The 26,692-nt window shown below is 64.3% G+C and carries 23 protein-coding genes and 1 other RNA gene; 16 read left to right on the forward strand and 8 right to left on the reverse strand.

Annotated features, from left to right (window positions below; genetic code table 11):
* Positions 1–18: 18 nt before the first annotated feature.
* Positions 19–1,680, reverse strand: a complete 1,662-nt coding sequence (locus tag Q8Q80_RS06075; protein ID WP_305632065.1) for a PhoX family phosphatase — start codon at positions 1,678–1,680, stop codon at positions 19–21.
* A gap of 236 nt (positions 1,681–1,916) precedes the next feature.
* Complete coding sequence (locus Q8Q80_RS06080; protein ID WP_305614441.1) at positions 1,917–2,168, reverse strand: hypothetical protein; 252 nt, start codon at positions 2,166–2,168, stop codon at positions 1,917–1,919.
* A gap of 187 nt (positions 2,169–2,355) precedes the next feature.
* On the opposite strand from Q8Q80_RS06080, the gene Q8Q80_RS06085 reads away from it, so the two are divergent.
* Positions 2,356–3,015, forward strand: a complete 660-nt coding sequence (locus Q8Q80_RS06085; protein ID WP_305632066.1) for an alpha/beta hydrolase — start codon at positions 2,356–2,358, stop codon at positions 3,013–3,015.
* A 15-nt stretch (positions 3,016–3,030) separates the two neighbouring features.
* On the opposite strand, the gene Q8Q80_RS06090 is transcribed toward Q8Q80_RS06085, so the two are convergent.
* Together Q8Q80_RS06090 and Q8Q80_RS06095 are read right to left on the reverse strand one after the other, a co-directional pair.
* Positions 3,031–3,645, reverse strand: a complete 615-nt coding sequence (locus Q8Q80_RS06090; protein ID WP_305632067.1) for a response regulator transcription factor — start codon at positions 3,643–3,645, stop codon at positions 3,031–3,033.
* A complete protein-coding gene (locus tag Q8Q80_RS06095) occupies positions 3,642–5,585 on the reverse strand; it encodes a sensor histidine kinase (protein WP_305632068.1) in 1,944 nt (647 codons plus the stop codon). The genes Q8Q80_RS06090 and Q8Q80_RS06095 overlap by 4 nt, the downstream gene beginning before the upstream one ends.
* A 225-nt stretch (positions 5,586–5,810) precedes the next feature.
* On the opposite strand from Q8Q80_RS06095, the gene Q8Q80_RS06100 reads away from it, so the two are divergent.
* From Q8Q80_RS06100 to Q8Q80_RS06115, 4 genes are all read left to right on the forward strand, one after another.
* The gene (locus Q8Q80_RS06100) at positions 5,811–6,815 is read left to right on the forward strand and encodes a TRAP transporter substrate-binding protein (protein ID WP_305632069.1); all 1,005 of its coding nucleotides are present in this window, start codon (positions 5,811–5,813) and stop codon (positions 6,813–6,815) included.
* Positions 6,816–6,913: 98 nt separating this feature from the next.
* The gene (locus tag Q8Q80_RS06105; RefSeq protein WP_305632070.1) at positions 6,914–7,576 is read left to right on the forward strand and encodes a TRAP transporter small permease; all 663 of its coding nucleotides are present in this window, start codon (positions 6,914–6,916) and stop codon (positions 7,574–7,576) included.
* Positions 7,573–8,859 carry a TRAP transporter large permease gene (locus Q8Q80_RS06110; RefSeq protein ID WP_305632071.1) on the forward strand — a complete coding sequence of 429 codons (1,287 nt, stop codon included), beginning with the start codon at positions 7,573–7,575 and terminating at the stop codon, positions 8,857–8,859. Before Q8Q80_RS06105 ends, Q8Q80_RS06110 begins: the two co-directional genes overlap by 4 nt.
* A 210-nt stretch (positions 8,860–9,069) precedes the next feature.
* Positions 9,070–10,236: a methyl-accepting chemotaxis protein gene (locus tag Q8Q80_RS06115; RefSeq protein WP_305632072.1), complete on the forward strand. Its 1,167-nt coding sequence runs from the start codon at positions 9,070–9,072 to the stop codon at positions 10,234–10,236.
* A 65-nt stretch (positions 10,237–10,301) separates the two neighbouring features.
* Here the strand turns inward: Q8Q80_RS06115 and Q8Q80_RS06120 are convergent, their stop codons facing one another.
* The 3 genes from Q8Q80_RS06120 to Q8Q80_RS06130 all read right to left on the reverse strand — a co-directional run bounded on the left by Q8Q80_RS06120 (position 10,302) and on the right by Q8Q80_RS06130 (position 13,447).
* Positions 10,302–10,760: a c-type cytochrome gene (locus tag Q8Q80_RS06120; protein ID WP_305632073.1), complete on the reverse strand. Its 459-nt coding sequence runs from the start codon at positions 10,758–10,760 to the stop codon at positions 10,302–10,304.
* A 27-nt stretch (positions 10,761–10,787) separates the two neighbouring features.
* Positions 10,788–11,387 carry a pentapeptide repeat-containing protein gene (locus Q8Q80_RS06125; protein ID WP_305632074.1) on the reverse strand — a complete coding sequence of 200 codons (600 nt, stop codon included), beginning with the start codon at positions 11,385–11,387 and terminating at the stop codon, positions 10,788–10,790.
* Between the two features lie 197 nt (positions 11,388–11,584).
* Complete coding sequence (locus Q8Q80_RS06130) at positions 11,585–13,447, reverse strand: methanol/ethanol family PQQ-dependent dehydrogenase (protein ID WP_305632075.1); 1,863 nt, start codon at positions 13,445–13,447, stop codon at positions 11,585–11,587.
* Positions 13,448–13,785: 338 nt separating this feature from the next.
* On the opposite strand from Q8Q80_RS06130, the gene Q8Q80_RS06135 reads away from it, so the two are divergent.
* From Q8Q80_RS06135 to Q8Q80_RS06145, 3 genes are all read left to right on the forward strand, one after another.
* Positions 13,786–14,535 carry a quinoprotein dehydrogenase-associated SoxYZ-like carrier gene (locus tag Q8Q80_RS06135; RefSeq protein ID WP_305632076.1) on the forward strand — a complete coding sequence of 250 codons (750 nt, stop codon included), beginning with the start codon at positions 13,786–13,788 and terminating at the stop codon, positions 14,533–14,535.
* On the forward strand, positions 14,532–15,503 hold the full coding sequence (locus Q8Q80_RS06140) for a quinoprotein relay system zinc metallohydrolase 1 (RefSeq protein ID WP_305632077.1): 972 nt from the start codon (positions 14,532–14,534) through the stop codon (positions 15,501–15,503). Before Q8Q80_RS06135 ends, Q8Q80_RS06140 begins: the two co-directional genes overlap by 4 nt.
* 148 nt (positions 15,504–15,651) lie before the next feature.
* Positions 15,652–17,406 (forward strand): PQQ-dependent methanol/ethanol family dehydrogenase, encoded by a 1,755-nt coding sequence (locus Q8Q80_RS06145; protein ID WP_305632078.1) that lies wholly within the window; start codon positions 15,652–15,654, stop codon positions 17,404–17,406.
* 161 nt (positions 17,407–17,567) lie between these two features.
* On the opposite strand, the gene Q8Q80_RS06150 is transcribed toward Q8Q80_RS06145, so the two are convergent.
* A complete protein-coding gene (locus Q8Q80_RS06150) occupies positions 17,568–19,538 on the reverse strand; it encodes a sigma-54-dependent Fis family transcriptional regulator (protein WP_305632079.1) in 1,971 nt (656 codons plus the stop codon).
* 326 nt (positions 19,539–19,864) lie between these two features.
* On the opposite strand from Q8Q80_RS06150, the gene pedF reads away from it, so the two are divergent.
* The 8 genes from pedF to dnaX all read left to right on the forward strand — a co-directional run bounded on the left by pedF (position 19,865) and on the right by dnaX (position 26,684).
* Positions 19,865–20,305: a cytochrome c-550 PedF gene (pedF, locus tag Q8Q80_RS06155; RefSeq protein WP_305632080.1), complete on the forward strand. Its 441-nt coding sequence runs from the start codon at positions 19,865–19,867 to the stop codon at positions 20,303–20,305.
* 223 nt (positions 20,306–20,528) lie between these two features.
* A complete protein-coding gene (locus Q8Q80_RS06160; protein ID WP_305632081.1) occupies positions 20,529–20,999 on the forward strand; it encodes a 4Fe-4S dicluster domain-containing protein in 471 nt (156 codons plus the stop codon).
* A gap of 20 nt (positions 21,000–21,019) precedes the next feature.
* Complete coding sequence (locus Q8Q80_RS06165; protein WP_305632082.1) at positions 21,020–22,867, forward strand: aldehyde ferredoxin oxidoreductase family protein; 1,848 nt, start codon at positions 21,020–21,022, stop codon at positions 22,865–22,867.
* Between the two features lie 63 nt (positions 22,868–22,930).
* A complete protein-coding gene (locus tag Q8Q80_RS06170; RefSeq protein WP_305632083.1) occupies positions 22,931–24,202 on the forward strand; it encodes an NAD(P)/FAD-dependent oxidoreductase in 1,272 nt (423 codons plus the stop codon).
* Between the two features lie 2 nt (positions 24,203–24,204).
* On the forward strand, positions 24,205–24,459 hold the full coding sequence (locus Q8Q80_RS06175; protein ID WP_069037844.1) for a MoaD/ThiS family protein: 255 nt from the start codon (positions 24,205–24,207) through the stop codon (positions 24,457–24,459).
* Positions 24,460–24,461: 2 nt separating this feature from the next.
* On the forward strand, positions 24,462–24,764 hold the full coding sequence (locus tag Q8Q80_RS06180) for a hypothetical protein (protein ID WP_305632084.1): 303 nt from the start codon (positions 24,462–24,464) through the stop codon (positions 24,762–24,764).
* A gap of 50 nt (positions 24,765–24,814) precedes the next feature.
* Positions 24,815–24,913: signal recognition particle sRNA small type (gene ffs / locus Q8Q80_RS06185), an RNA gene on the forward strand.
* Positions 24,914–24,974: 61 nt separating this feature from the next.
* Positions 24,975–26,684: a DNA polymerase III subunit gamma/tau gene (gene dnaX, locus Q8Q80_RS06190; protein ID WP_305632085.1), complete on the forward strand. Its 1,710-nt coding sequence runs from the start codon at positions 24,975–24,977 to the stop codon at positions 26,682–26,684.
* Positions 26,685–26,692: the final 8 nt, after the last annotated feature.

Below are 26,692 nucleotides of genomic sequence, written 5' to 3' on the forward strand. Positions count from 1 at the left end.
GCGGTGAGCGGGCAGGGCTCAGAGGTTGCCGCGCGCCCACGGGCCGGTGATGGCGACCGTGATGCCGGGCCGGTAGATATTGACGAACAGCACGCGGCCGGTCGGATCGAAGCAGGCGCCTGCGAATTCGGTGCCGCGGTAGTCGCCGCCGGCGACCTGCTTGCCGGCAGCGCCGATCTGCGCCGCATCGAGCACGACGTTGTGTTTGCCGAAGATGAAGGCTTCGCCCGCCTTGTTGAGGCCCAGCAGGCGCGCGCCGGTGCCGAAGGCGTCGGTCGAGCCGCCGCCGTCTTCGCACAGCACGATGCCGCCGCGCGGGCTGACGGTGATGTTGTCCGGATTGTTGCCGACGGTCTGGTTACCGCTGACGAAGATGGCGCGCAGGCGCATCGTCGACAGCGTCAGTTCCCACACGCATCCTTCGCCCTGACCGGGCCGGTTCTGGCTGTTGACGCCGGCTGCCGTATCGATGATGAACATCTTGCCGCCGGCGTACCAGATGCCTTCGCCGCGGCTCATGCGGGCACAGCCCAGGCTGCGGGCCTGGAAGCTGGGCCCGGCCATGAAGGCCAGACTGACGCCGCCGGGCTGGCCGACCACGACGACCGGTGCTGCATCCGGGTCGGCGATGTCCACCCATTCCAGTTCGTATTCGTCGCCGATCTCGGGATTGAGCAGGCCGACGTCGTTGGCCTGTTCCAGCGTCGCGGCGGTGGCCTTGCGAACGATGGTCTTCACGCGTGCCGCCTGCAGCGTGCCGCCGTTGTGCAGGCTGCCCGGCTCGCCGCTGGTGTCAGCGGGCACATAGCGGAAGAAGGCTGCCACATTGCGGTTGTCTTCGGTTTCATAGACGAAGCCTGTGGTCGGATCGACCGCGACGGCTTCGTGCACGAAGCGGCCCATGCCGATGATCGGGTCGGCGATCGACTCGGCCGGGTCTGCGCCGGTTTCGAAAACATAACCGTGCTTCTTGCCGCCGATCAGCGAAAAGTCGAACACGGTTTCTTCGCAGGTGAGCCAGGTGCCCCACGGCGTGGGGCCGCCGGCACAGTTGCCCAGCGTGCCGCCGAGGGACGACTCCGCGCCGGCCCACTTGTTGTCGCGGAACAGCAGATTGGTCGTCCCGCCCGCCACGTAGCCATCGAACGGCGGCGGTGCGGCCGCGCCCGGATCCGTGACCACCGCATAACCGCCGGCGCCGTTGCTGCCGATGCGGATGGGCAGACTGCCGTAGTAGGCGGTGATGATGCCGTTCACACGGGTCGTCGAGTAATTGTGCTGGGCATTGATCGCGTCGCCCGGCGTGAGCGCGACGCCGCGTTCGTGATTGCGCACCAGCACCAGTTCGGTGCTGCGGCCGACGCGGCGTGACGTCACCACGGCCATGCCGTCCGGGTTGTCGGGTGTGGCACGGCCATCGTCCATCGCGTCACCGGTCCAGCCGAAGGAGCGGTAGCTGAAGCCCTGCGGCAACTGCAGCAGGGGCAGCCCGGTGGTCAGGTCATTGACCGGGGCAATCAGGCCGTAGGGCGATAGGGCCGAAACGGTCTGCTTGCCGGTGGCGGCCAGTGCATTGCTGGCATGCAACGCGGCCATGACCCCGGTGAAGCGGGTGGCGGCGGCAACGCCTGAGCTCTTGAGCAGCAGGCGACGGGCGGGCGAAAAATCTCTGGACGACATCTGCGTTTCCTTGTTCCGGGGCGCGCCGCACGGACCATCCGGGCGGTCATTCATTCGGAAGCTTGTACGCAGGCTGTTGCAGGGCGTTGACGCGCCGGGCCTTCAAAACACGCCGATCGGACTATGCGGGCCGAAGTGCGTCCCGCTCGATCATCGATGGCTGGCCGCGAACCGATACGCGGGCCGCGCATGCAGAAGGTGGCAGAGGGTCGGCGCCGGCAGGCGCCGCACACCCGTTACTGGTGGTAGGCGATCTCGATGTCGGTATCGAGTTCGGTCACGCAGTCGAGCACCTGGCTGGTCAGGGTCTGGTCATCATCGCTCCACAGCGCTTCCGGGTCGTCTTCGCGCGTGGACAGCGGCGTGATGTCGAAGTCGATGAACTGGTCGCCGACCTTGAGCACGGTGACGCCCGAGGCGTGGTCCACCAGGGTCCAGTCGTCGGGCACCTGCAGTTCGGCGGTAATGTGTACGGTCAATGTCTTCATTGCATTCTCCAGTTGGGATGGCCGCACTGTAACGCGCCGGTCGGGTGGTGGGGCAATTGATCTGCAGGGGATCGATGCCGCCTGACGGTCGGCCGCGCGGGCGTGCGTTCGGTACGATGCGCATCCGGGTCGTGCTTTCGGTTCAGCGACTGCCCGGCCTTCGAAAATGACTTTCCGGAGCTGGAACATGGCGGTGAACCTGATCGAACTTGAATCCGGCCCTGCGCCGAGCGCAACCCTCATTGTGCTGCACGGCCTCGGCGCCGACGGCAACGACTTCGTGCCGGTGTGCCGCGCACTGGATCTCGATGCCGTCGGCCCGGTGCGTTTCGTGCTGCCCGACGCACCCGAGCGCCCGGTCACGCGAAATGGCGGCTACCTCATGCGCGCCTGGTTCGACGTGTTCGCGCCGGGCTCGGGCATCGACGACGAGGCGGGCATCCGCGCGTCGCAACAGATCATCGACGCGCTGATCGCGCGCGAAACGGCACGTGGCATGCCGGCCTCGCGCATCGTGCTGATGGGGTTTTCGCAGGGCTGCGCGATGGCGCTGGTGGCCGGTCTGCGTCAGGCCGAGCGGCTGGCCGGCATCGCCGGGTTGTCGGGCTATCTGCCGCTGGCCGGCAAGACCGCGGCCGAGCGCAGCGCCGCCAATCGTGATGTACCGGTGTTTCTGGCGCACGGGCAGAACGACAGCGTGGTCGATATCGACCGCGCGCTGGCGGCGCGCGCCGTGCTCGACGACCTGTCGGTATCGTACGACTGGCACACCTACGACATGGACCACGAAGTCAGCCCGGACGAGATCGCCGATCTGAACCGCTGGTTGCTGAGGGTGCTGGCTTGATGCCCTGATGAGGCACTACTGCGGCTTCGGGGTGCGGGCGGTCAGCAACTGCGCCAGTTCGACCGCCGAGCGCACGCCCATTTTTTCAAAGATGCGCGCCCGATGCACTTCGACCGTGCGCATCGTCACCCCGAGATCCATCGCGATCACCTTGTTCATCTGGCCGGCCAGCACGCGCTCCATCACTTCCAGCTCGCGGCTGGTGAGATGTGCGAGGCGCTCGTCGACCTCGCGCGCGGCCGCCTGACGGCTCGACCGCTGGTGGTGGATGTCAAGTGCGGCCAGCGCGCGGTCCACCAGTTCGTTGTCGTTGAACGGCTTCTCGACGAAATCGAAAGCGCCCTTTTTCAGTGCGGCCACCGCCATCGGCACGTCGCCATGCCCGGTCAGGAAGATGACCGGAACGTCATGACCTTTTTCGCGCAGCCATTCGAACAGTTCGAGCCCGCTCATGCCGTCCATCCGGATGTCGAGCAGCAGGCAGCCGCAGCGCCCGATCTCGCCACCGGCGATGAGCGCCTCGGCCGATGACCACAGCCGCGCAACATGGCCGCGCGAGCGGAACAGCCAGCCAAGCGCATCGCGGATGGCGTCATCGTCGTCGACGATGAAGATCTGGTTCGTGCTCATGTCGACAGCGCCTGTGCGCCGGCCGCCGGCAGCTTGAGGATGAACACCGTCCCACCCCCTTCGGCCGCTTCGAACCACAGCCGTCCGTGATGCAGCTCGACGATGGAGCGGCAGATGTTCAGTCCCATGCCCATGCCGTCCGGTTTGGTGGTGAAGAAGGGCGCAAAGAGCTTTTCCGCGATGTCGGGCGGAATGCCGGCGCCGCTGTCGCGCACCGCCACCTGCACGTCTTCGCCGTCGGTCCGGGTATCGATCTGCAGTCGCCGCTTTTCCGCCGAACTGCCGGCCATGGCATCCATGCCATTGCGGATCAGGTTCAGCAGCACCTGTTCGATCATCACCCGGTCGGCCAGCACGTCGGCCAGATCCGGCGCCTGCGACGTGGTGATGTGGATGTTGCGCTTGCGGGCGTCGGCTTCGATCAGCGCCACCGCGTCGTCGACGATGTCGTTCAGCGAACAGCGCACGCGCTGCGGTTCGGACCGGCGCACGAATTCGTGCACGCGGCGGATGATGGTGCCGGCGCGGCGCGCCTGCGTATTCATCTTCGACAGCGGCTCCCTGAAGTCCGACAGATGCCCCTGGCCGGTTTCGATCATGTTCAGGCAGGCGGTGCTGTAGCTGGAGATGGCCGACAGCGGCTGGTTCAGTTCATGCGCCAGCGTGGAGGCCATTTCGCCCATCGTGATGAGCCGGCCGGTGAATTGCAGCTGCTCCTGCTGCTGCCGGTACAACGCCTCCGCCTGCTTGCTTTCGGTGACATCGAGCACCGAACTCATCCAGCCGACGTGCCGGCCCCCGGCATCGACCAGCGGTGCTTCGGAAATCAGCACATCGAAGCGTTCACCGTCGCGCCGCATGAAGGTCAGTTCGATCGCTTCTCGTTTTTCGGCATTGCCGGCCAGGATGCCGTCGTGCAGCGCCCGGATCTGTTCGGCGTGCTCGGGTGCCCAGTAAGGCATGGGCGGGTGCATCGCCATCAGCTCTTCGGCACTCCAGCCCACCATGCGGCAGAACGCCGGATTGACGTGCGTGATGCGGCCTTCGAGGTCGCGCGCGCGCAGTCCGATGATCAGCGAGTTTTCCATCGCGGTGCGAAAGGCATGTTCTTCGCGCAAGGCGTGTTCGGCGGCGAGCCGGCGATTGAGGTGGCGGCGCAGCGCCCACAGGCTCCACAGCATGGTCAGTGCGAGGCCGACCAGGGTGACCACCAGCAGCGCCGGCAGCAGGCGGGTTTCGCTGCGGTAGGCGGCGACGCGCAGTCGCAGCCCGTGGCCGGGCGGCTCGAAAGCAATTGAGTAGCCCAGGTCGCGGTTGCCGGACGCGACCTTCGACTTGCTGGCCAGTACGCGTTCGGTGTTGTCGATCACCTCGACCGCATAGCGTTCGGCAAACCACCAGGGCACCGAGCGCACGAGCATCTGCGCCAGCGAGTAGCGACCGCGCATCCAGCCGCGGTCAGCGCCGAGCGGCACCAGCACGTCGAACTGCACATCGCCGTCCGGCAAGACCCTCGGCGGCAGATAGACCGCCTGCCCGATCCGGTCCGCCAGTCGGGCCGGTGCGGCGAGTGCCTCATCGGCCGCGTCGACCGCGATCAGGCGTTCGACGCTCAGCAGGCCCTGGCCGTTGCTCACCAGGCTGCGCGCACGCAGTTCGAGCGCCGCCGCGTCGAAACCCTTTTCGGCTGCCTCGCGACCCAGTTGCCCGATCAGTTCGACGTTGCGATCGAGGTGGAAGCGCAAGTCCTGTTCCATCCACAACACGTCGCTGATCATCGCGGCGCGCTGGTCTTCCTGATCCGTGCTGTGCAGCAGCCAGACCAGTGCGGCGATGGCGGCCAGGAACAGCACCAGCGCCACGCGCGGCAATACCCAGTACCAGCCGGGTGCGCCGGTGGGCGGTACTGCAGATGGCGGCAGGCGAAGCAGTGATTCCACGTTGCGTGAGGGCTTTCGGCAGAGGGGCGCAGCATGCGCCTTGTGCGCACCGGACAGCTCACATCATAAGACGCGCGTCGAACGCACTGCAGATCGGAAATCCACAACGCGCCCGGCCGATGCACCGTTGCGGAAATCCACAATGGCACGTGGCGGTGCCTGGCACCACACTGCGGTCATCACTCGGCGCCCGCATGCCGTGTGCCCATAACAGGAGGAGATCCCATGAAACTGCATTCCATGCTGTTCGGCCTGATCGCGCTCGGCCTGACCCCGTTTGCCGCTGCGCAACAGCCCATCGTGATCAAGTTCAGCCACGTCGTGGCCACCGAAACGCCGAAGGGCAAGGCGGCGGAGTTCTTCAAGAAGCGTGCCGAAGAATTGACCGGTGGCAAGGTGAAGGTCGAGGTGTATCCGAACAGCCAGCTGTACAAGGACAAGGAAGAGATGGAGGCGTTGCAGCTGGGCGCCGTGCAGATGCTGGCGCCGTCGCTGGCCAAGTTCGGCCCGCTGGGCGTCAAGGAATTCGAGGTGTTCGACCTGCCGTTCATCTTCGATGGCTACGCCGACCTGCACAAGGTGACCAAGGGCCCGATCGGCGCCGGCATCCTGAAGAAGCTCGATTCCAAGGGCATCATCGGTCTGGCGTTCTGGGACAACGGTTTCAAGTCCTTTTCGGCCAATACGCCGATCAGGACGCCGGCTGACCTGAAGGCGAAGAAGTTGCGCATCCAGTCGTCCAAGGTGCTCGAAGAGCAGATGCGCAGCATCGGCGCGCTGCCGCAGGTGATGGCGTTCTCCGAGGCGTATCAGGCGCTGCAGACCGGCGTGGTCGATGGCACCGAGAACCCGCACTCCAATATGTATACGCAGAAGATGCACGAAGTGCAGAAGCACATGGCGGTGACCGATCACGGCTATCTCGGCTACGCGGTCATCGTGAACAAGAAGTTCTGGGACGGCCTGCCGGCCGATGTGCGCGGCCAGCTCGATACGGCGATGAAGGAATCGACCGAATACGCGAACCAGATCGCCAGGGAAGAGAACGACAACTCGCTCGACGGCATCCGCAAGAGCGGCAAGACCCAGGTCTATGTGCCGACGGCCGACGAGCGCCTGGCGTTCAAGCGCGTCATGGTGCCGGTGCACAAGAAGATGGAAGGGCGCATCGGTCGGGAATTGATCGATGCCATCTACAAGGAAACGGCCTTCGATCCGTCGAAGCTGTAAGCCGCTTGCTCCGGTTGCTGCGCCGTTGGGCGGCAACCGGCTGATCCGCCGGGCGCAGGGCTCTCTGCGCGCCTTACAAAATTTTCGGGGAGACCGCCGTGCTCCGCTTGCTCGACCATATCGAGGAGTGGCTGATCACGCTGCTGATTGGCGTCGCCACCATCGTCATTTTCGTCGCGGTTGTCCATCGCTACGCCAGCGGATACAGCATCCCCGGCGTGCAGGACTGGCTGCTGTCACTGAATCTCAGCTGGGCGCAGGAGCTGTGCATCATCCTGTTCGTGTGGATGGCCAAGTTCGGCGCCGCCTACGGCGTGCGCACCGGCATCCACGTTGGTGTCGACGTGCTGATCAACCAGTTGCAACCTGCGCTGCGCAACAAGTTCGTCATTTTCGGACTGGCGGCCGGCGCGTTGTTCACCGGCATCATCTGTGTGCTGGGCAGTCACTTCGTGTGGGAAAACGGCGCCGCCTACGCGGTGCGCAGCACGATGGGGCTGGACATCGGTGATCTGTACGAAGGGCCGACCACGCCCGACCTGGAGTGGCCGACCTGGATGGTCTACATGGCGATCCCGCTCGGTTCGGGTCTGATGTGCTTCCGCTTCCTGCAGGTGATGACGACCTTCATCCGCACCGGCGAATTGCCGCATCACGATCATGCGCACGTCGAGGGCATGGACGAGGTCAAGCCCATCCTGGTGGGCGAGGCGGTCGAGAACGCCGAAGAAGCCGAGCACGCGAAGGGAGGCCGCAAATGAGCGCCGCCATCATCTTCGTCATGCTGCTGGTGCTGATGCTGACCGGCATGCCGGTCTCGATCTCGCTCGGTCTGACGGTACTCACCTTCCTGTTCACGATGACCGACGTGCCGGTCGAGTCGGTGGCACTGAAGCTGTTCACGGGTATCGAGAAGTTCGAAATCATGGCGATTCCGTTCTTCATCCTGGCCGGCAACTTCCTGACCCACGGCGGGGTGGCGAAACGCATGATCAATTTCGCCACTTCGCTGGTCGGTCACTTCCACGGTGGTCTGGGCATGGGTGGCGTGGTGGCCTGCGGTCTGTTTGCCGCGGTGTCCGGTTCCAGCCCGGCGACCGTGGCGGCGATCGGCGCCATCCTGCTGCCGGCCATGGTGAAGCAGGGCTTCCCGATGAAGTTCGGCGCCGGCATCGTCGCCAGTTCCGGCGCGCTGGGCATCCTGATCCCGCCGTCGATCGTCATGGTGATGTACGCGGTATCGACCAATTCGTCGATCGGCGCGCTGTTCATGGCGGGCGTGATTCCGGGCGCGGTGCTGCTGTTCATGCTGGGCTTCACGACCTGGTGGTACGCGAAGAAGAACAACTATCCGCGCATGCCCAAGGCCCCGGTGGCTGACCGCCTCAATGCCTTTCGCGAGTCGTTCTGGGGCTTGATGCTGATCGTCGTCGTGATGGGCGGCATCTACACCGGCATCTTCACGCCGACCGAAGCGGCAGCGATGAGTGCGGTGTACGCCTTCATCGTGGCCGTGTTCGTCTATCGCGATCTGCCGCTGAAGCGCATTCCGAAGGTGCTGCTCGATTCGGCGAACATGAGCGCGATGCTGCTCTACATCATCACCAACGCCATCCTGTTCTCCTTCCTGCTGACCTCGGAGCAGATTCCGCAAGCGGTGGCGGCCTGGCTGGTGGATAGCGGTCTGGGTGCGCTGGGCTTCCTGCTGGTGGTGAATATCCTGCTGCTGATGGCCGGCAACATCATGGAGCCGTCGTCGATCATCCTGATCACGGCGCCCATCCTGTTCCCGGTGGCGATGGCGCTGGGCATCGATCCGGTGCACTTCGGCATCATCATCACGGTGAATATGGAAATCGGCATGATCACGCCGCCGGTCGGGCTCAACCTCTATGTGGGCAGCGGCATCGCGAAACTCGGCATGACCGACATGACCAAGGCAGTCACGCCCTGGCTCATCACCATGCTCGTGTTCCTGATGATCGTGACCTACTGGCCGTCGATGTCGCTGTGGCTGCCGCGTACGCTGGGCATGATGAGCTAGCGGCCGTTCGTTTTTGTCCGAAGTTGCAGCCCGCTCAAAACGCCGCTCCACTCCGGGGCGGCGTTTTGCTTTTGTACGATTGATTCAAGCCAGGCGCTCCGCCGGTCGTTACTTGCAGAACGAGTCGGACGGCGCACCGCACCGAGAAGTCAAAACTATACAAGCGCCGCTCCATTTTCAGCCATCAATCTTGCTTCCGAGGAGGAAAACATGAGGAATCAACTCAGCGTACGAAAGGCGTTCATATTTCATTCACTGCTGGCGAGCGTCGTCAGCGTAATGACGCTCGGGGTGCAGCAAACGTTCTTTCCGGGCACGGTCGGCCTGCTGGCTGCCGGCGCGATCAGCTTTGCGGTAATCCTCGGCGTCGGTTTCTGGTTCGGAAACGGCTTTGGCCGGCGTGCCGAAATGCTCGTCAATGCGCTGCACAGCCTCGCTGAGGGCAAGCTGAACCACAAGCTCAACCTGTCGGGCAAGGACGACTTCGCCTGGCTGGGCTACGAGTACAACCAGGCCTGCAAGTCCTTTCGCAAGCTGATCGAGAAAATGACCGTACTGTCATCGACCCTGACGCGCTCGGCCGAAGAACTGTCGCAACTGACCATCACGGCGAACCAGAACGGTACCAAGCAGTCGGACCGCATCCGCACCGTCGCCGAAGCGATGGAGGAAATGACGGCGTCGGCGCGTCAGGTTGCCGCCCTGTCGGCGGACATGGACACCATCGTGCGCAGTACCGGTGACAGCACGCGCAGCGGCAAGACCGACCTCGAACATTCGATGGCAGGTGTCAGCCGCATTGCGGTCGAGATGGAAGAGTCGTTGACCGTGATCGAACGGCTGGTGAAGGATTCCGAAGAAATCGCCAAGATCAACGACGTGGTGAAGGAAATTTCGGATCAGACCAACCTGCTGGCGCTGAACGCTGCGATCGAAGCCGCACGAGCCGGGGAACAGGGCCGCGGCTTTGCCGTGGTGGCCGACGAGGTACGCAAGCTGGCTCAGCGCACCCAGGGTTCGACCGCCGATATCGAACACATCGTCGCCAAGATCCGTCACGACGCGAAAGAAACCGTTGAACGTGTCGGACAGGCCAGCGAGCGGGTCAGCGGCGCCGTGAAGACCTCGCGCGGCGCGGTCGACACCTTCACCAACATTCTGCAGCGCATGGACGAACTGGTCAGCAAGTCCGGCGAAGTCGCACTGAGCATGCAGGAACAGGACACCACGGCGCATGCCATCCTGCGCAATGCGGGCGAACTGTCGGCGCTGTCGGAGGACAACGCGCGCGGTGTGTCGATGACCGCCACGCAGGGGGAATCGCTGGCCGCGTCGGCGCGCGAACTCGAAGGCAGTCTGCGTACCTTCCAGGTCTGATCAGCTCCGCAGAATGCGAAGGCCCGCTGGCATGCGCCGGCGGGCCTTTTTCATTGCGGGTGCCTTCAGCGGCTGCGTGAATCGACGTAGGTCTTGATCGCCCACACGGCCTCCTGTTTCAGGATGCCCTCCCACGCGGGCATGTGTTCCACACCCAGGATGTATTTGCCCTTGAGCACCGTAGTCACGAAGTAGTGGTCCACGTCGGCCAGACAGCGCGCTTTCAGCGCGGCGTCCTGCACCTTCTTGCAGTAGCGCTGCAGCCGGCGCAGCGGCGGGGCTGGGTGGCCCTTGGCATTCATGTCCGGGCCGTGGCATTTCGAACAGGTTTCGTTGTACAGCGTACGCCCGACGGCGGCGATCGTGTCGTCGTCGCGATAGGGATTGGCGTCGCGCCAGGCGTCGCCCAGCGCGGGCAGGGACGAGGTGTCGGTCAATGGCGCCGCGGGGCGTTCGGCCCCGACGGTGCCGGACAAGAGGATCAGCGAGGCGGTGAACAGCGCAGTCAGCAGTCGGGGTGTCATGATGGGTCTCGGTAGTATTGATCGGGCTTACCAGTCCACCGGACAGCCGTCGCAGCCCTCGAAGCTCACGTCGAGAAATACGGCAAAGCGGGTGAAGCAGTTCTTCATGACGGCATTGCGGAAGTCGGCTTCCTGGAACTTGGTTTCCTGCATGTTCACGTCGATCAGCCGGGCGCCGTTCAGCCTCACATGGGTGGCGCGGGCGGCTTCCATGTTCGCCATCGACAGGTCGGCATTGCTGAGGTCCGCGCGGAACAAGCGCGCGAACTCCAGATCGGTGGCAATGAGCCTGGCGCCGCGCAGCGACGCAGCAGGAATGTTCGCCTTCTGGACTTTCGCTGCGCTCAGATCGGCACCATCCAGCATGGCGCCAGCCAGATTGGCGCTGCGCAGGTCCGCGCGGACCAGTTTTGCACCGGTCAGGTCGGCACCCGCAAGATCGCGCAGCGACAGGTCGGCGTGACTGAGATCGACGCCGGGACAGCGGGTGTAGGGCCAGATGGGGCAGCCATTGATGACCAGCACTTCTTCATGCGCGTCCTCGGCGGATGACGCGTCCACGGCATGGACCGGGGCAGTCAGGCTGGCAAGCAGCACACAGAAGGCGACGATGCGCGAAAGCTTCATGGGCGGATCCGGAAAAGAAACCTGATCGTCACGGCCCCGGGAGCGACACGGCGCCCGGGTGCTTCCGACCGGTAGAGCAGCGGAGGAGTGGCCGCTGTTTTCCCCGGCTCGGGCGTGTCGATCAGGGATAAAGGAGCAGACCGCCGGCAGACGGCCCGCCTGAGGAGGAAATGACGGGGCCTCGCGGCCCCGCTGCATCAGCGCTTCGGCAACTTGAAGGCCCAGAACGAGCCGCCCTGATTCACCTGCTTGGTCAGCTCGGCCATGTCGCCGCCCCACAGCGGCACGGCACCACCGTAGCCTGACGCGATGCCGACGTACTGCTCACCGTCCTGTTCCCACGTGATGGGCACCGAAACCACACCGGAGCCGGTCTGGAATTTCCACATCTCCTTGCCGGTCCTGGCGTCGAAGGCCTTCACGTAGCCGTCCGACGTACCCGTGAACAACAGGCCACCCGCGGTGGTCAGCGTGCCTGCCCACAGCGGGAACTGCTCCTTGTGTTCCCAGGCGATCTTGCCGGTCTTCGGGTCGATCGCCCGAAGCGTGCCGACGTGGTCATCAAACAGTTTCTTGATGCGGAAGCCCTGGCCGAGGTAGGCGGCACCCGCCTTGTAGGTGACGTTTTCCGCCCAGTAGTCCATCGCCCAGTGGTTGCCCGGAATGTAGAAAAGCTCGGTAACCGGGCTATAGGACATCGGCATCCAGTTCGTTCCGCCGAGGAAGGGCGGCGACACGAAAATGCTTTCGCCCTTCTCTTCACCCGCCTTCGGCTTCGGCGGGTACTGGCTTTCGACCACGTTCGGCATGCCGGTCTTGAGGTCGAAACCCTTGGTCCAGGTGATGCCATCGACAAACGGCCAGGCGCCGATCAGCGCAGTCTGCTTCCACGGGTAGCCGGCACCAGTGGCCAGCTTCTCGCGATCGGTCACGAAGAAGTAGCCGTTGCGGTCGGCGTGCGCCGAAGCCTTCACCAGCTTGCCGGTCTTCGGATCCTTGTACTCGAACAGCAGCACCGAATTGTTGCCCGAGAAGTCCCAGGCGTCGTTCGGCGTGTGCGAGAAGAAGCCCTTCAGTTCGCCGGTCGATGCATCGACATAGGCCTGGCCGGACGTGAACAGGCTGGGCCACTTGGACGGGCTGTCGCCTTCCTTGGTGCGCTTCCAGGTGTTCCACGGCGCCGGGTTGCCGGTGCCGATCACGACCATGTTCTGTTCGACGTCGAACGAGGCGGTCTGCCAGGGGGCACCACCGCCGTGACTCCAGGCTTCGACCTTGCCGGTCGGCGAGCTGGGGTCATCCGGCCAGCTGGGAGCCTTGGCGTCGCCGGTCGGCGTGCTGTCCTTGCCGTTCAGCCGACCCATGTGGCCTTCGACCATCGGGCGCGCCCAGATTTCTTCGCCGGTGTCGACATCGCGTGCAAACAGATAGCCGATCACGCCGAATTCGTCACCCGACGAGCCGTGCACCAGCATGACGCGACCGCTCTTCTGGTCCTTCACGACAAACGGTGCGCCGGTCATCGTGTAGCCGATCTTGTGATCACCCCACTTCTTCGACCAGACGACCTTGCCGGTGTCCTTGTTCAGGGCGACCATGCCGGCGTCCAGCGTGCCGAAGTACACCTTGTCGCCATAGATGGCAGCGCCGCGGTTCACCACGTCGCAGCACGGGCGGATGTCGTCGGGCAGGCGGTGCTCGTAGGTCCACAGCCGCTTGCCGGTCTTCGCTTCGATGGCATACATGCGCGAGTACGAACCGGTGATGTAGATGACGCCGTCGTGCACCAGCGCCTGCCCCTGCTGGCCGCGCTGCTTTTCGCCACCGAAGGAATAGGACCAGGCGGGGGAGAGCGCCGACACGGTCTGGGTGTTGATCTGTTTCAGCGGGCTGTGACGCTGGGCCTTCATGCCCAGGCCGTAGGTCAGCACGTCGCCGGTCGTCTTGTCGTCGTTGACGATGTCTTCCCAGCTCACCGTCTTTGCGGCGTGGGCCGGGCTGGCGAGCAGCGCGCCGAGCGCGATGCAAAGTGCCGGGTTCTTCAGTGAAAACGTTTTCATCCTGACTCCTCTTTCAGTGTGATGTGTCGTGTCGGCGTCGCCGCTCGCCATGGCATCCGGGTGACGGGCTGCGACACGCACTGCAGCGTAGGCAGGCCGGTCGCAAGCTGTTGGTAGAAAATTCCCGCGAAAGCAGGGAGTCGGTCCCGGTCTTTGCGGGTGTTCCACTGTTGAACACCTTGATGTCGCGACCTGAGACAGCCGCATGGCGTTAAGCTCGCGCTTTGGGGTACCGGTGGCTGTTGTGCCGGAGGCCGATGCAGTCGATGGCCCTCGACTTGCTTGCCTGAACAGGACGTTGCACTGACACAAAGATCGATAACGAGGAGTGGATCCCGATGAAGCAGTTACTGGTGGCGCTCTGGTTGGCGCTGGGGCTTGGTGCAGCGGCCGGCGCGGCCGACCCGCTCGGTTCGTCGCGCTGGCCCGACCTGCAGCGCGAATATGCCGGCAACGCGCCGGTCACCTTCGATTCTCGTGTCGAGGTGCTGGCGCCCAAGGTGGCCGAAGATTCGATGAACGTGCCGGTCACGATCAAGTTCCGGAACCTGCCCGACGTGAAGCGCGTGCTGGTGGTTGCCGACTTCAATCCCATCGTCAAGGTGCTCGACTACCAGCCGCTACTGGCGCAACCCGGCCTGTCCTTCCGCATCAAGCTGCAGCAGGCCAGCCCCATCCGCGCGCTGGTGCAGACCGGCGACGGCAAATGGTATGCGGGCGGCGTGTGGGTCGACGCGGCGGGCGGCGGCTGCACGGCGCCCAGCACCGGGCGCAGTGCACCGGACTGGGCCAGCACGCTGAACCAGGTGCAGGCGCGCGTATTCCACGACGGGCAGAACCAGCGCGTGCGGCTGCGCATCATGCATCCGATGGATACCGGCCTCGCGCCAGGCATTCCCGCCTTCTACATCGAGCAGCTGGCGGTCGAGGACGCCAGCGGCGAGGCGATGCTGCGTATGGAAACCTTCGAGCCGCTGAGCGAAAACCCGGTGTTTTCGTTCGACCTGCCGGATACCGGCAAGGCGGCACTGCGCGTGGTCGGTCGCGACAACAACGGCAACCGCATCGACGCGATGGTGCAGCCATGATCGGGCGGTTCCTGCTCGCCCTCGCGCTGGCCGGTGGCACGCTGCTGGCGCAGGCGGCCGATCCGGCTGCCACGGACCGTTTCGACTACGGCCTCGTACCGCAGAAGATCGCCGACAACAGCTGGGCTTTCGTCGGCCGGACCGAGGACATCACCCGGGACAACGGCGGCAATATAGTCAATACCGCCTTTGTGGTGACGGCCGAGGGCGTTGTGGTGATTGACACCGGACCGTCACGTCGCTACGGCGAACAGATGCGGGCGGCCATCGCCCGCGTGACCGACCGTCCGGTCATCCGGGTGTTCAACACCCACCAGCACCCCGACCACTTCCTCGGCAATCAGTCATTCTCCGGCGTGCCGATGGCGGCGCTGCCGGCTGCGCAGGCCGGCATGCGGGAGCAGGGCGGAGCCTTCGCCGACAACATGTACCGCATGGCCGGTGACTGGCTGGCCGGCACCGAAGTCACCGTGGCGGATCAGGCGGCACAGGCGGGACGGCTGACGATAGGCGGTCACGAGTTCGAGCTGATCGCGCTGGAAGGGCACACTGGCGGCGATCTGGCGATTTTCGACCGCACCACCGGCGTGCTGTACGCCGGTGACCTGATTTTCCTCGACCGGGCACCGACCACGCCGCACGCTTCGATCACCCATTGGCGCGCCGCGCTCGACACGCTGGCCGCACTCCCGGTGAAGCGCACACTGCCCGGCCATGGTCCGGTGCACGACGACCGGCGCGGCATCGGTCAGACGCGCGACTGGCTCGACTGGCTCGACGACACGCTGAGTCGTGCTGCGACGAGCGGCATGGACATGGCCGAAGTGATGGTGCTGCCGATCCCCGAACGCTTCGTGCAGATGCCGCTTGCGCGCAGCGAATTCGAACGTTCGGTGACACACCTGTATGGCCGCTACGAACAGCAGACGCTGAACACTGCTGCGCCTTCCCGATTGAAACAAAAATGAACACCTGACCTGTTTCGCGCCGCTCGCAAGGTGGCGCGACCGTATTTCCCCCTCGTTTGTACTTGGCCCGCTTCTTGCGATCGCTGCTAGCCGATCAAGGGAAGACATCCCGGCAAACAAGAGACAAACTCACCACTGAGGAGGAAGTATGAAAGGTTTGCGTACCACGACGCTGTCCGGCGTCCTGCTGTCTGCATTCGCCGCGCTGGCTGCGCCGCAAGTCATGGCCGGCGTCACCGACAAGGACATCGAAGCCGACGCCAAGACCACGACCAGCATCCTGTCGTGGGGCATGGGCACCGAAGGTCAGCGCTACAGCCCGCTCGACAAGATCAATGTGAAGAACGTCAAGAACCTGGTTCCGGCCTGGTCCTTCTCCTTCGGTGGTGAAAAGCAGCGCGGCCAGGAATCGCAGCCGCTGATCATCAACGGCAAGATGTACGTGACCGGCTCCTACTCGCGCCTGTACGCGCTGGACGCCAAGACCGGCACCAAGCTGTGGCAGTACGAACACCGCCTGCCGGACGGCATCATGCCGTGTTGCGACGTGGTGAATCGTGGCGCCGCCGCCTACGGCGACCTGGTCATCTTCAGCACGCTGGACGCACAACTCGTTGCGCTCGACCAGAACACCGGCAAGGTCGTGTGGAAGGAAAAGATCGACGACTATCAGGCCGGCTACTCGAATACCGCCGCCCCGATCATCGCCAAGGGCCTGCTGCTGACTGGCGTGTCCGGTGGTGAATTCGGCGTCATCGGCCGCGTTGAGGCACGCGATCCGAAGACCGGCAAGCTGGTGTGGGTCCGCCCGACGGTCGAAGGCCACATGGGCTACAAGTACGACGCCGCAGGCAACAAGACGGAAAACGGCATCAGTGGCACGCTGAACGCCACCTGGACCGGTGACCTGTGGAAGACCGGCGGCGCAGCCACCTGGCTGGGCGGCAGCTATGACGCGAAGACCGGCCTGGCTTACTTCGGGACCGGCAACCCTGCACCGTGGAACAGCCACCTGCGCCCCGGCGACAACCTGTTCTCGTGCTCGACCGTCGCCATCGATGTGACCACCGGTCAGATCAAGTGGCACTTCCAGGGCACGCCGAATGACGGCTGGGATTACGACGGTGTGAATGAATTCGTCACCTTCGACATGAACGGCAAGCGCATGGGTGGCAAGGCCGACCGCAACGGCTTCTTCTACGTGCTGGATGCCAATACCGGCAAGTTCGAACGCGGCTTCCCGTTCGTGAACAAGATCACCTGGGCCAAGGGCCTGGACGCCGAAGGCAGGCCGATTTTCGACCCGGCCAACCGCCCCGGCGACCCGGCCAAGAGCGCTGACGGCAAGAAGGGCGAATCCGTGTTCGCGACACCGTCCTTCCTGGGCGGCAAGAACCAGATGCCGATGGCCTACAGCCCGGACACCGGCCTGTTCTACGTGCCGGCCAACGAGTGGGGCATGGAAATCTGGAACGAACCGATCACCTACAAGAAGGGTGCGGCCTATCTGGGCGCCGGCTTCACGATCAAAACCATCGAGGACAAGTACATCGGCGCCCTGCGCGCGGTGGATCCGAAGACCGGCAAGATCGTGTGGGAAGTCACCAACAACGCTCCGCTGTGGGGTGGTGTGATGACAACCAAGGGCGGGCTGGTGTTCTGGGGTACCCCGGAAGGCTTCCTGAAGGCAGCTGACGCGAAGACGGGCAAGGAAGTGTGGTCCTTCCAGACCGGCACCGGCGTCGTGGCCCCCCCGATCACGTGGGAGCAGGACGGCGAGCAGTACATCGGTGTTGCAACCGGCTGGGGTGGCGCAGTGCCGCTGTGGGGTGGCGACGTCGCCAAGAAGGTGAACTACCTGAATCAGGGTGGTTCGATGTGGGTGTTCAAGCTGCACAAGTAATTTGCAGAAAGGACCGATGCAGGCACGACGCTTGCATTGGTTCCTGTGCCGTGTCTGTTTCAGTGTTTTCAGGCACGGTATCTCTTCAGCAGGACATGGCTCTTGAGCCGGCTCACAAGGCCGGCTTTTTTTTGCCCGTCATTTACAACCTGATCTGCCGGTCAGCCTTCCTTGAGCTTGCGGTAGAGCGTGGTGCGGCTGATGCCGAGTTCGCGTGCCGTCGCCGCGACGTTGCCATCATTGCGCGACAGCGACTCACGGATTGCGCGCAGTGTCAGGCTGTCGAGATCGCAGGGTGCCCCACCACCGCCCGCCGCGCCTTCTGCTGCCAGCCCATTGCCGGCAGGCTGATGATCCAGTTCGTCGATGAAGTCATCCGGAAGGTGCGGCCGGCCGATCACGCCATCGTCCGCCGCCATGACGCCTGCGGTGCGCAGCAGGTTGGCCAGCTGGCGCATGTTGCCCGGCCAGGGATGGCGTTCGAACAGCGCGAGCACCTCGTCGTCGATGCTCAGGCCGCGCGGAATCGACGATTCACTGTCGAGTATGCGCTGCACCAGCGCGCGCAGGTCACTGCGTTCGCGCAGCGGCGGCAGCATGACGGTCAGCCCGTTGAGCCGGTAGTAAAGGTCGGCGCGGAACATGCCCTGGGCGACCAGATCACGCAGCTTGCGGTGGGTGGCGCAGATGATCGACAGGTCGACCGGTGAGGCGCGGCCGCTGCCCAGCGGTACCACGTTGCGTTCCTGCAGCACGCGTAGCAGGCGCGCCTGCAGCGCCAGCGGCATGTCGCCGATTTCATCAAGAAACAGTGTGCCGCCATCGGCCTGCATGATGCGGCCGGCGTAGCCCTTGCGCCGGGCGCCCGTGAAGGCGCCATCTTCGTAGCCGAACAGTTCCGATTCGATCAGACCATCCGGAATCGCCGCACAGTTGACCGCCACAAAGTTGTGGTCGCGACGCGGGCCTTCGTCGTGGATGGCGCGCGCCAGCAGCTCCTTGCCGGTACCGGTCTCGCCCTGGATGAGCACCGGAATGTCGCGGCCGAGCACGCGCTTCACCTTTTCCACAACGGCATTCATCTGCGCGTCACCGGTGCTCAGGCGCTCCAGGCCGCAATCCGGGTCGGCCGGCGGCCGCAGCGAAGTCCCTGTCGATGCGTCATGGCGAGAAACATCCATGCTGAAAACACGGGCTGGCGGGCGTGCTAGCACGCCCGGCCGCGGCCGGCCGAACAGTGTTCGGCCGCCGAACAGGCGCAATTCAATGATGTCCGTGCCGCGCATCAGCGGGTCGTACAGCGCGCTCAGCGACTTGTCGAACATCGACGAAAAGCTGTGGTTCATCAGTTCGGCATGGCTGCGGCCGATCAGCCGGCAGGCGCTGCGGTTGGCAGACAGCACGCGGCCCTCCTGGTCGAACGCAAGCAGCGCCTCGAATACCGTGCCGATCAGTTCGTGCTGGACGTGGCAGTGCAGCAGGAAGCCTTCCGGAAAGGCATGCGCAAACAACTGGTTCTCGATCGTCTGAACAGCCAGATTGATCAGCGCCAGACTGTGGTGCGACGGCGTGCGCGAATCGCCGGTCACGTCGAGCACGCCCAGCATGCGGCTGCACGGATCGAAGATCGGAGATGCCGAACAGCTCAGGAAGTGGTTGGCGGAAAAGAAATGCTGCGAGCCATGCACCGATACCGGCGCCTGTTCGACCAGCGCAGTGCCGATGGCATTGGTGCCCTTGCTTTCTTCCGACCACTCGACGCCCGGCGACAGCGCGACTTTCGACGCGCGGTCCAGAAAGCTCTGGTCGCCGACCGAATGAATGATGAAGCCGGAGGCGTTGGTCAGCACGATCATGCTGCCGGAGCGGGCGATCTGCGCATACAGGCCGTTCATCACGGGGGCCGCGTGCTTGAGCAGACATTCGTTGCGCTCACGCTCGGTCAGCAGGACGTCGCGTCGTGCACGCTCCACTTCCTTGCTGCAACTGTCGGCGTCGAGGCCGCGACTGATGCAGCGGCTCCACGACGTTTCGATCAGTGTCGGTAGCACGCCAGCGGGCACTTCGCCTTCGCTGCGCATGATTTCGTGGGCCTGCGCACTGCGCACGCCGTCAGGCGTTGTCAAATCCATGCTCTCCTCCGAACCTTGAACCACGCGCGATGGCCGGTGATGCCGACTCTGGCGTGTGACGCGACGGGCGACTGATAGTGCCCTGCAAACTGTTCATGGCAGATAGTAAGGCCTGAAGCACCGCCGCACCTAGGGCGCACGCGCATCCTCACTCCTGAGGCATCATGGCGACCGGCTGTATGCGCACCTGCCTTGCCGCGCGTTGTTTTCGGTGCGGCACGAGGGTGTTGCCGCTCGGCACGTACTCGAGTTTAACGTGGCACGCATCCTGCTAACGGGCTGGGGCCGCATATTGTGTTGCAGTAACGGATATTTACGGAGGAGTGATGAAAGCAGGTAACCGGATTTTGAAGGCAACGCTGGTCTGTACCGCGTTGATTACGTTGGGCGCGGCGACCACGTTGCGCGTCGAGGCACACGGCGACGTCGTGCCCCAGGCAGTCGACGTCAGCGGGCTCAAGCCGCTCGGCGCGGAATGGATGAAGGAAAACCCTTATCGTGGCGACAAGGAAGCCATCCGCATCGGCACCTCGGCCTACAACCAGAATTGTGCGCGCTGCCACGGGCTGGAAGCCATCAGCGGCGGTATCGCGCCGGATCTCCGGATGCTGCCGCTCGACGCCGAAAGCGACGACTACTTCATCAACACGGTCCGCCGCGGACGCGTGCGCAACGGTGCGGTTTACATGCCGCCGTTCGAAGGCACGATGGCGCAGGAAGCCATGTGGGCCATCCGCAGCTATCTCGATACGCGCTACGAACCGTGAGCGCCGCCGCGGTGCTTTTTGCGCCGCAACTGTCCAGATGTCCAGAATCTGGACATCTGGACGCATTGAACACACTCGCCGCACTCAAACCCCCGTGCTGACCCGCCGAAAGGCCTCCCGCGGGGAAAATCCGGGCGCTAAAATATGAAGCGGTTTTCATAGCCGGCGCACCGTGCGTCGAACCACACAGTGATACGCCCAGAATGTGGAGGAGCGACTGAACATGCAGAAATCACTACATATTGACCCCTCGAAATGCACGAGCTGCCTGCAGTGCGAAATGGCCTGCTCGTTCGAGAACTACGGGGTCTTCAATAATTCGCTGTCGCGCATCAAGGTGTTCGAGTTTCACCACACCGGCGCCAAGGTGCCGTACACCTGTACTCAGTGCGACGAAGCCTGGTGCATGCATGCCTGTCCGGTCGAGGCGATCAAGCTCGACAAGACCAATGGCGCCAAGGTGGTGCTCGAAGATGTCTGCGTTGGCTGCAAGGTTTGCACGATTGCCTGTCCGTTCGGCACGGTGAATTACGTCGCCGAAACCGGCAAGGTCCAGAAGTGCGACCTGTGCGGTGGCGACCCGGCCTGTGCCGAAGCTTGTCCGACGGGTGCCATCACGTATGTCGATGCCAACTGGACCGGGCTGGAGCGCATGCGCCAGTGGGCCGACAAGCTCGGCAACCCGTCTGCCTGACCACCGAAAGGGATACCGACATGGCATGGACACGTAAAATTCTCCGCGTAAATCTGACCGACCGCACCTGTACGAGCGAGCCGCTCAACATGGAGTGGGCGCACGACTATCTGGGTCAGCGCGGTCTGGCGACGAAGTACCTGGCGTCGGAAATCGATCCGAAGGTCGATCCGCTGTCGCCGGACAACAAGATCATCTGGGCGACCGGCCCGCTGACCGGCACGATGGCCTCCACAGGCGGCCGCTATTCGGTCGTCACCAAGGGCCCGCTGACCGGCGCCATCGCCTGTTCGAACTCCGGCGGCTACTTCGGCGCCGAATTGAAGTTCGCCGGCTGGGACATGGTGATCATCGAAGGCCGTGCGTCGAGCCCGGTCTATCTGTCGATCGAGAACGACAAGGTCGAACTGCGCGATGCCTCCCATCTGTGGGGCAAGACCGTGTGGGAAACCGAAGGTCAGATCAAGTCGGAACATCAGGATCCGCAGGTCCGTGTGTCCTGTATCGGCCGCACCGGCGAAAACGGCGTGCTGTACGCCGCCATCGTCAATGACCTGCACCGCGCAGCCGGCCGTTCCGGCGTCGGTGCCGTCGCCGGCTCGAAGAACCTGAAAGCGATTGCGGTACGCGGCACGCTGGGTGTTGGCAACATCGCCAATCCGAAGGAGTTCATGAAGGTTACCTTCGAGAAGAAGAAGATCCTCAAGGAGAACGCGGTTACCGGTCAGGGCCTGCCGACCTACGGCACGCAGGTGCTGATGAACGTGATCAACGAAATCGGTGCCATGCCGACGCGCAACCACAAGGATGTGCAGTTCGAAGGCGCGCGCAAGATTTCGGCCGAGGCGATGCACGAGCCGCGCGAAAGCGATGGCAAGGCGCAACTGATCAACAACCAGGCCTGCTTTGGCTGCACCATCGCCTGTGGTCGCATCTCCAAGATCGACGCCACGCACTACACCGTGGTCAACAGCCCGAAGTACTGGGGTGCATCGGGCGGTCTGGAATACGAAGCGGCCTGGGCGCTTGGCTGTGCCAATGGCGTCGATGACCTGGATGCGCTTCAGTACGCGACCATGCTCTGCAACGAAGACGGCTTCGACCCGATTTCCTTCGGCGCCACCATCGGTGCGGTGATGGAACTGTATGAAATGGGCGTGCTGACGAAGGAAGAAGTCGGCATCGAAGCGCCTTTCGGTTCTGCCAGGGCGCTGACCTATCTGACCGAAATCACTGCCCGCGGCGAAGGCTTCGGCAAGATCATCGGCCTCGGTTCGAAGCGTTTGTGCGAGAAGTACGGTCATCCCGAACTGTCGATGTCGGTCAAGGGCCAAGAATTCCCGGCCTACGATGCGCGCGCCGTGCAGGGCATGGGCCTGACCTATGCGACGTCGAACCGCGGCGCCTGTCACCTGCGTTCTTATACGATTTCGTCCGAAGTGCTGGGCATTCCGGTCAAGACCGATCCGCTGACGACCGAAGGCAAGCCGGCGTTGGTCAAGGCCTTCCAGGACGCGACAGCGGTGGTCGATTCGACTGGCCTGTGCGTGTTCACGACCTTTGCCTGGGCGCTGTCCGACATCCAGCCGCAACTGCAGGCGGCGTGCGAAGGCGATTGGTCGATGGAAAAGCTGGACCTGATGGGCGAACGCATCTGGAACATGGAGCGACAGTTCAACAACGCGGCCGGTTTCACGCGCAAGGACGACGATCTGCCGGCCCGCCTGAAGACGGAAGCGGCCAAGGTCGGTCCGGCCAAAGGTCTGGTTTCAGGTATCGACAAGATGATTCCCGAGTACTACGACCTGCGCGGCTGGGACCCGGAAGGTCGCCCGACCGCCGAAACCGTCGCCCGCCTGGGCCTCTGATCGGGTTTTACCCCTGACCTCGCCGCGCCCTTCGGGGCGCGGCGCATTTCGACAGGAACAAACATGAAACACGTCATCATCGGCAACGGTCCGGCCGGAGTGGTCGCCGCCGAGGCGCTGCGCCGCGCGGACGCATCGGCCGACATCGTCATGATCGGCGATGAGCCGGAGCGGCCGTATTCGCGCATGGCCATTCCCTATCTGCTGGTCGGTAATATCGAAGAGAAGGGCACTTGGCTGCGCAAGACGGACCGCCACTTCGAGTCGCTGCGCATTCGCGAAGTGCTCGGACGCGCGAAATCGGTCGACACCACCGGCCGCACGGTCCATCTCGAAGACGGCACCGCACTGCAGTACGACAGGCTGCTGATCTGCACCGGGTCACACCCGCTGCGCCTGCCGGTACCTGGCATCGATTCGCCGAATGTTCACAGCTGCTGGACGCTTGAAGATGCGCGCCACATCGCCGCCAAGGCAAAGAAGGGCGCCCGGGTGCTGCAGATCGGCGCCGGCTTCATCGGCTGCATCATCATGGAAGCGCTTGCCTCGCGTGGCGTCAAGCTCGACATCGTCGAAATGGGCGACCGCATGGTGCCGCGCATGATGACGTCCAAGGCCGGCAGCATGATCGCGCGCTGGGTCGAACAGAAGGGTGTGACCGTCCATACGAATGCGCGTGTCACGGCGATCCGTCAGGACGGCGATGCCCTGGTCGCTACGCTGGGTGACGGCAAGGAAGTGGTGGCCGACCTGATCATCGCGGCCGCCGGCGTCAAGCCCAATACCGCCTTCCTCGAAGGCAGCGGCGTCGCCTGCGCGACCGGCATCCTGATCGACGAACGCTGCGAAACCAATGTGCCGGGTGTGTTCGCGGCGGGGGACGTGGCCGAAGCGATCGATTTTTCGACCGGCGAACGCCTGGTCAACGCCATCCAGCCGAACGCGGTCGATCAGGGCCGTGTCGCCGCCATGAACATGGCCGGCCGCAGCTCGCGCTCGCAGGGCACCATGGCGATCAACGTGCTCGACACGCTGGGCCTGATTTCAGCGTCCTTCGGTCAGTGGTGGGGCGCCGACGGTGGGGATGCGGTCGAAATGATCGACGACAAGCGCTTCCGTTACATCAGCCTGCAGTTCAAGGAAGACGTGCTGGTCGGCGCGACCTCGATCGGCCTGACCGACCACGTCGGTGTGCTGCGCGGCCTGATCCAGACGCGTACGCCGCTCGGTACCTGGAAGGAACGCCTGATGCAGGACCCGCTGCGCGTCATGGAAGCCTATCTGTCGAGCGCCCAGGCGCAGAGCGCTGCGCCGATCGCCGGGGTTGCGCACTGACGATGCGGGTGACGCTGAAGCTCTATGCCTCGTTGTCGGACCATCTGCCGGACGAGGCGAAGCGCACCAACGAGTGGCCGATGGAGGTCGCCGACGGCACCACCGTCGGCGACCTCATCGATCGCCATCAGCTGCCCAAGCGCCTGGTCCATCTGGTGCTGGTGAATGGCCACTACATTCCGCCGGCCAGCCGCGACGCGCATCCGCTGGTCGAAAATGACGTGCTGGCCATCTGGCCGCCGGTGGCTGGCGGGTGAGCATGGCGTTTCCGCTGAAGCCGGCCGAACTTGAATCGGGGCGCGTCGAACGCGTCATGAGCATCGGTCGCGCCGAGTTTTTCGGCATGCTGCCCGGTGCGGTCGGTCTGCCACTGGTGCATCGTGGCGAGCAGGTCTGCGGCAAGACCTGGCAGCTGACCGCCGACGAGCTGCCTGCGCTGAACATCGGTCTGCTGAGCCTTCCCAGGCTGCGCGTGCAGATCAACTTTCCGTCCCGTGACGGCGCCGTGATGCAGGAGTTCATGGCGCGCTTCGACCGCCACTTCCAGCGCGGCGGCGGCTAATTTGCCGCCGGTGTCGCCCAAGCCGGGCGGCTCGGGTTATCATTCGGCGTGGCGGGTCTCCCCGCATCGTGGCGCGGTGAATCTGGTCAGATCCGGAAGGAAGCAGCCACAGCTGCTCACCATGAGTGCCGGGGGTCAGGCTCGCCACCCTCCCTTTTTTGCTGGATCCGTCTCCCGGGTTTCCATCCTTCCCCTCCCGCCAGCGTTCCGATGAGTTATCAGGTTCTAGCGCGCAAGTGGCGTCCCCGCAGCTTCGACACGCTGATCGGTCAGGACCACGTCGTGCGCGCGCTGACCCATGCCCTGGAACAGCAACGCCTGCATCACGCCTACCTCTTCACCGGCACGCGCGGCGTCGGCAAGACGACGATCGCCCGCATCCTCGCCAAGAGCCTGAACTGCGACACCGGCATCACGGCGAAGCCTTGCGGCGTCTGTGCCGCCTGCACCGAGATCGACGCCGGGCGCTTCGTTGACTACGTCGAGATGGATGCTGCATCCAACCGCAGCGTGGACGACATGGCGGCCCTGCTCGAAAAAGCGGCCTACGCGCCCGCGCGCGGCCGCTACAAGGTCTACATGATCGACGAAGTCCACATGCTGACCGGGCACGCCTTCAACGCGATGCTGAAGACGCTCGAAGAGCCGCCCGAGCATGTGAAATTCATCCTCGCGACGACCGATCCGCAGAAGATTCCGGTCACGGTGCTGAGCCGCTGCCTGCAGTTCAACCTGAAGCAGATGCAGCCCGACGCCATCGTGCGACACCTCGCCTGCGTGCTCGATGCCGAACAGGTCGAATACGAGCCGGCAGCACTGCGGCCGATTTCCAAGGGGGCAGCCGGATCAATGCGCGACGCGCTGTCGCTGCTCGATCAGGCGATCGCCCACGGCGCCGGCCGGCTGATCGAGCAGGATGTGCTCGACATGCTGGGCACCGTCGGCGACGAACACCTCTACCTCGTGCTCGACGCGCTTGTCACCGGCGACGGCGCTGCGCTGATGGCCCTGACCGAACAGATGCGGGCGCGCAGTGTCGATTTCGATCAGGCGCTGCGCGAACTGGCCGTGCTGCTTCATCGCGTCGCCATGGCGCAGCGGGTACCCGACGCCATCACCGACGACGTCGAGCGACTGCGCCTGGCGCCTTACGTCGAGGCGATGGATGCCGAATCGGTGCAACTGGCCTACCAGATCGTCGTGCAGGGCTGCAATGATCTGCCGATGGCGCCCGATGAGGTGACCGGCTTTTCGATGACCTTGCTGCGCCTGCTGGCGTTCCGTCCCGACACGCCGCCGCCGCTGGCGGCCACACCGCGCGGGCAGAGTGCCGCGCTGCAGGCGCCACCGCGCGTGGCCCGCGCCAGCGCGCCGCTGCCGCCGGTCGTTGCGCCAACGCCAGCCATCGCGCCCGTGCCGGTCGAGCGCGAACCGATGGCGCAGGTATCCGCGTCGCCGCACATCGAGGCACCTTCCGCGTTTCCGTCCGATGTGGCGCCTCTGCCCACGCCCGCGGAAGTCCAGGCCGTCGGTGCGGTGCTGCACTCCAACGAAGACTGGCATGCACTGGTCGACCGGCTCGACATCGTGGCACTGACGCGCCAGCTCGCGCACCAGTGCGAATGGCTGGGCAGCGACGGCGGACGCATCCGTCTGCGCCTGCCGCGCGAGATGGCACATCTGGTCAGCAGCGCGCAGGACAAGTTGCGCGCCGCCGTGCAGGCTGCGCTCGGCATGCCCGTGCAACTGCAGTTCGAACACGGCGCCCCGGTGTCGCAGACCGTGGCGCAGCGACTGTCCGCCGAACAGCAGGCGCGCGAGCAGCAGGCGCGCGAGGCGATGCGGAACGACCCCTTTGTTCAGCAGGTCATTGAACAGTTCGATGCCCGGCTGATCGAAGACTCGATAAAACCACTTTGAGGATCGCA

Source organism: Methyloversatilis sp., from assembly GCF_030698125.1.
In the GTDB taxonomy this organism is placed as follows: Bacteria; Pseudomonadota; Gammaproteobacteria; order Burkholderiales; family Rhodocyclaceae; genus Methyloversatilis.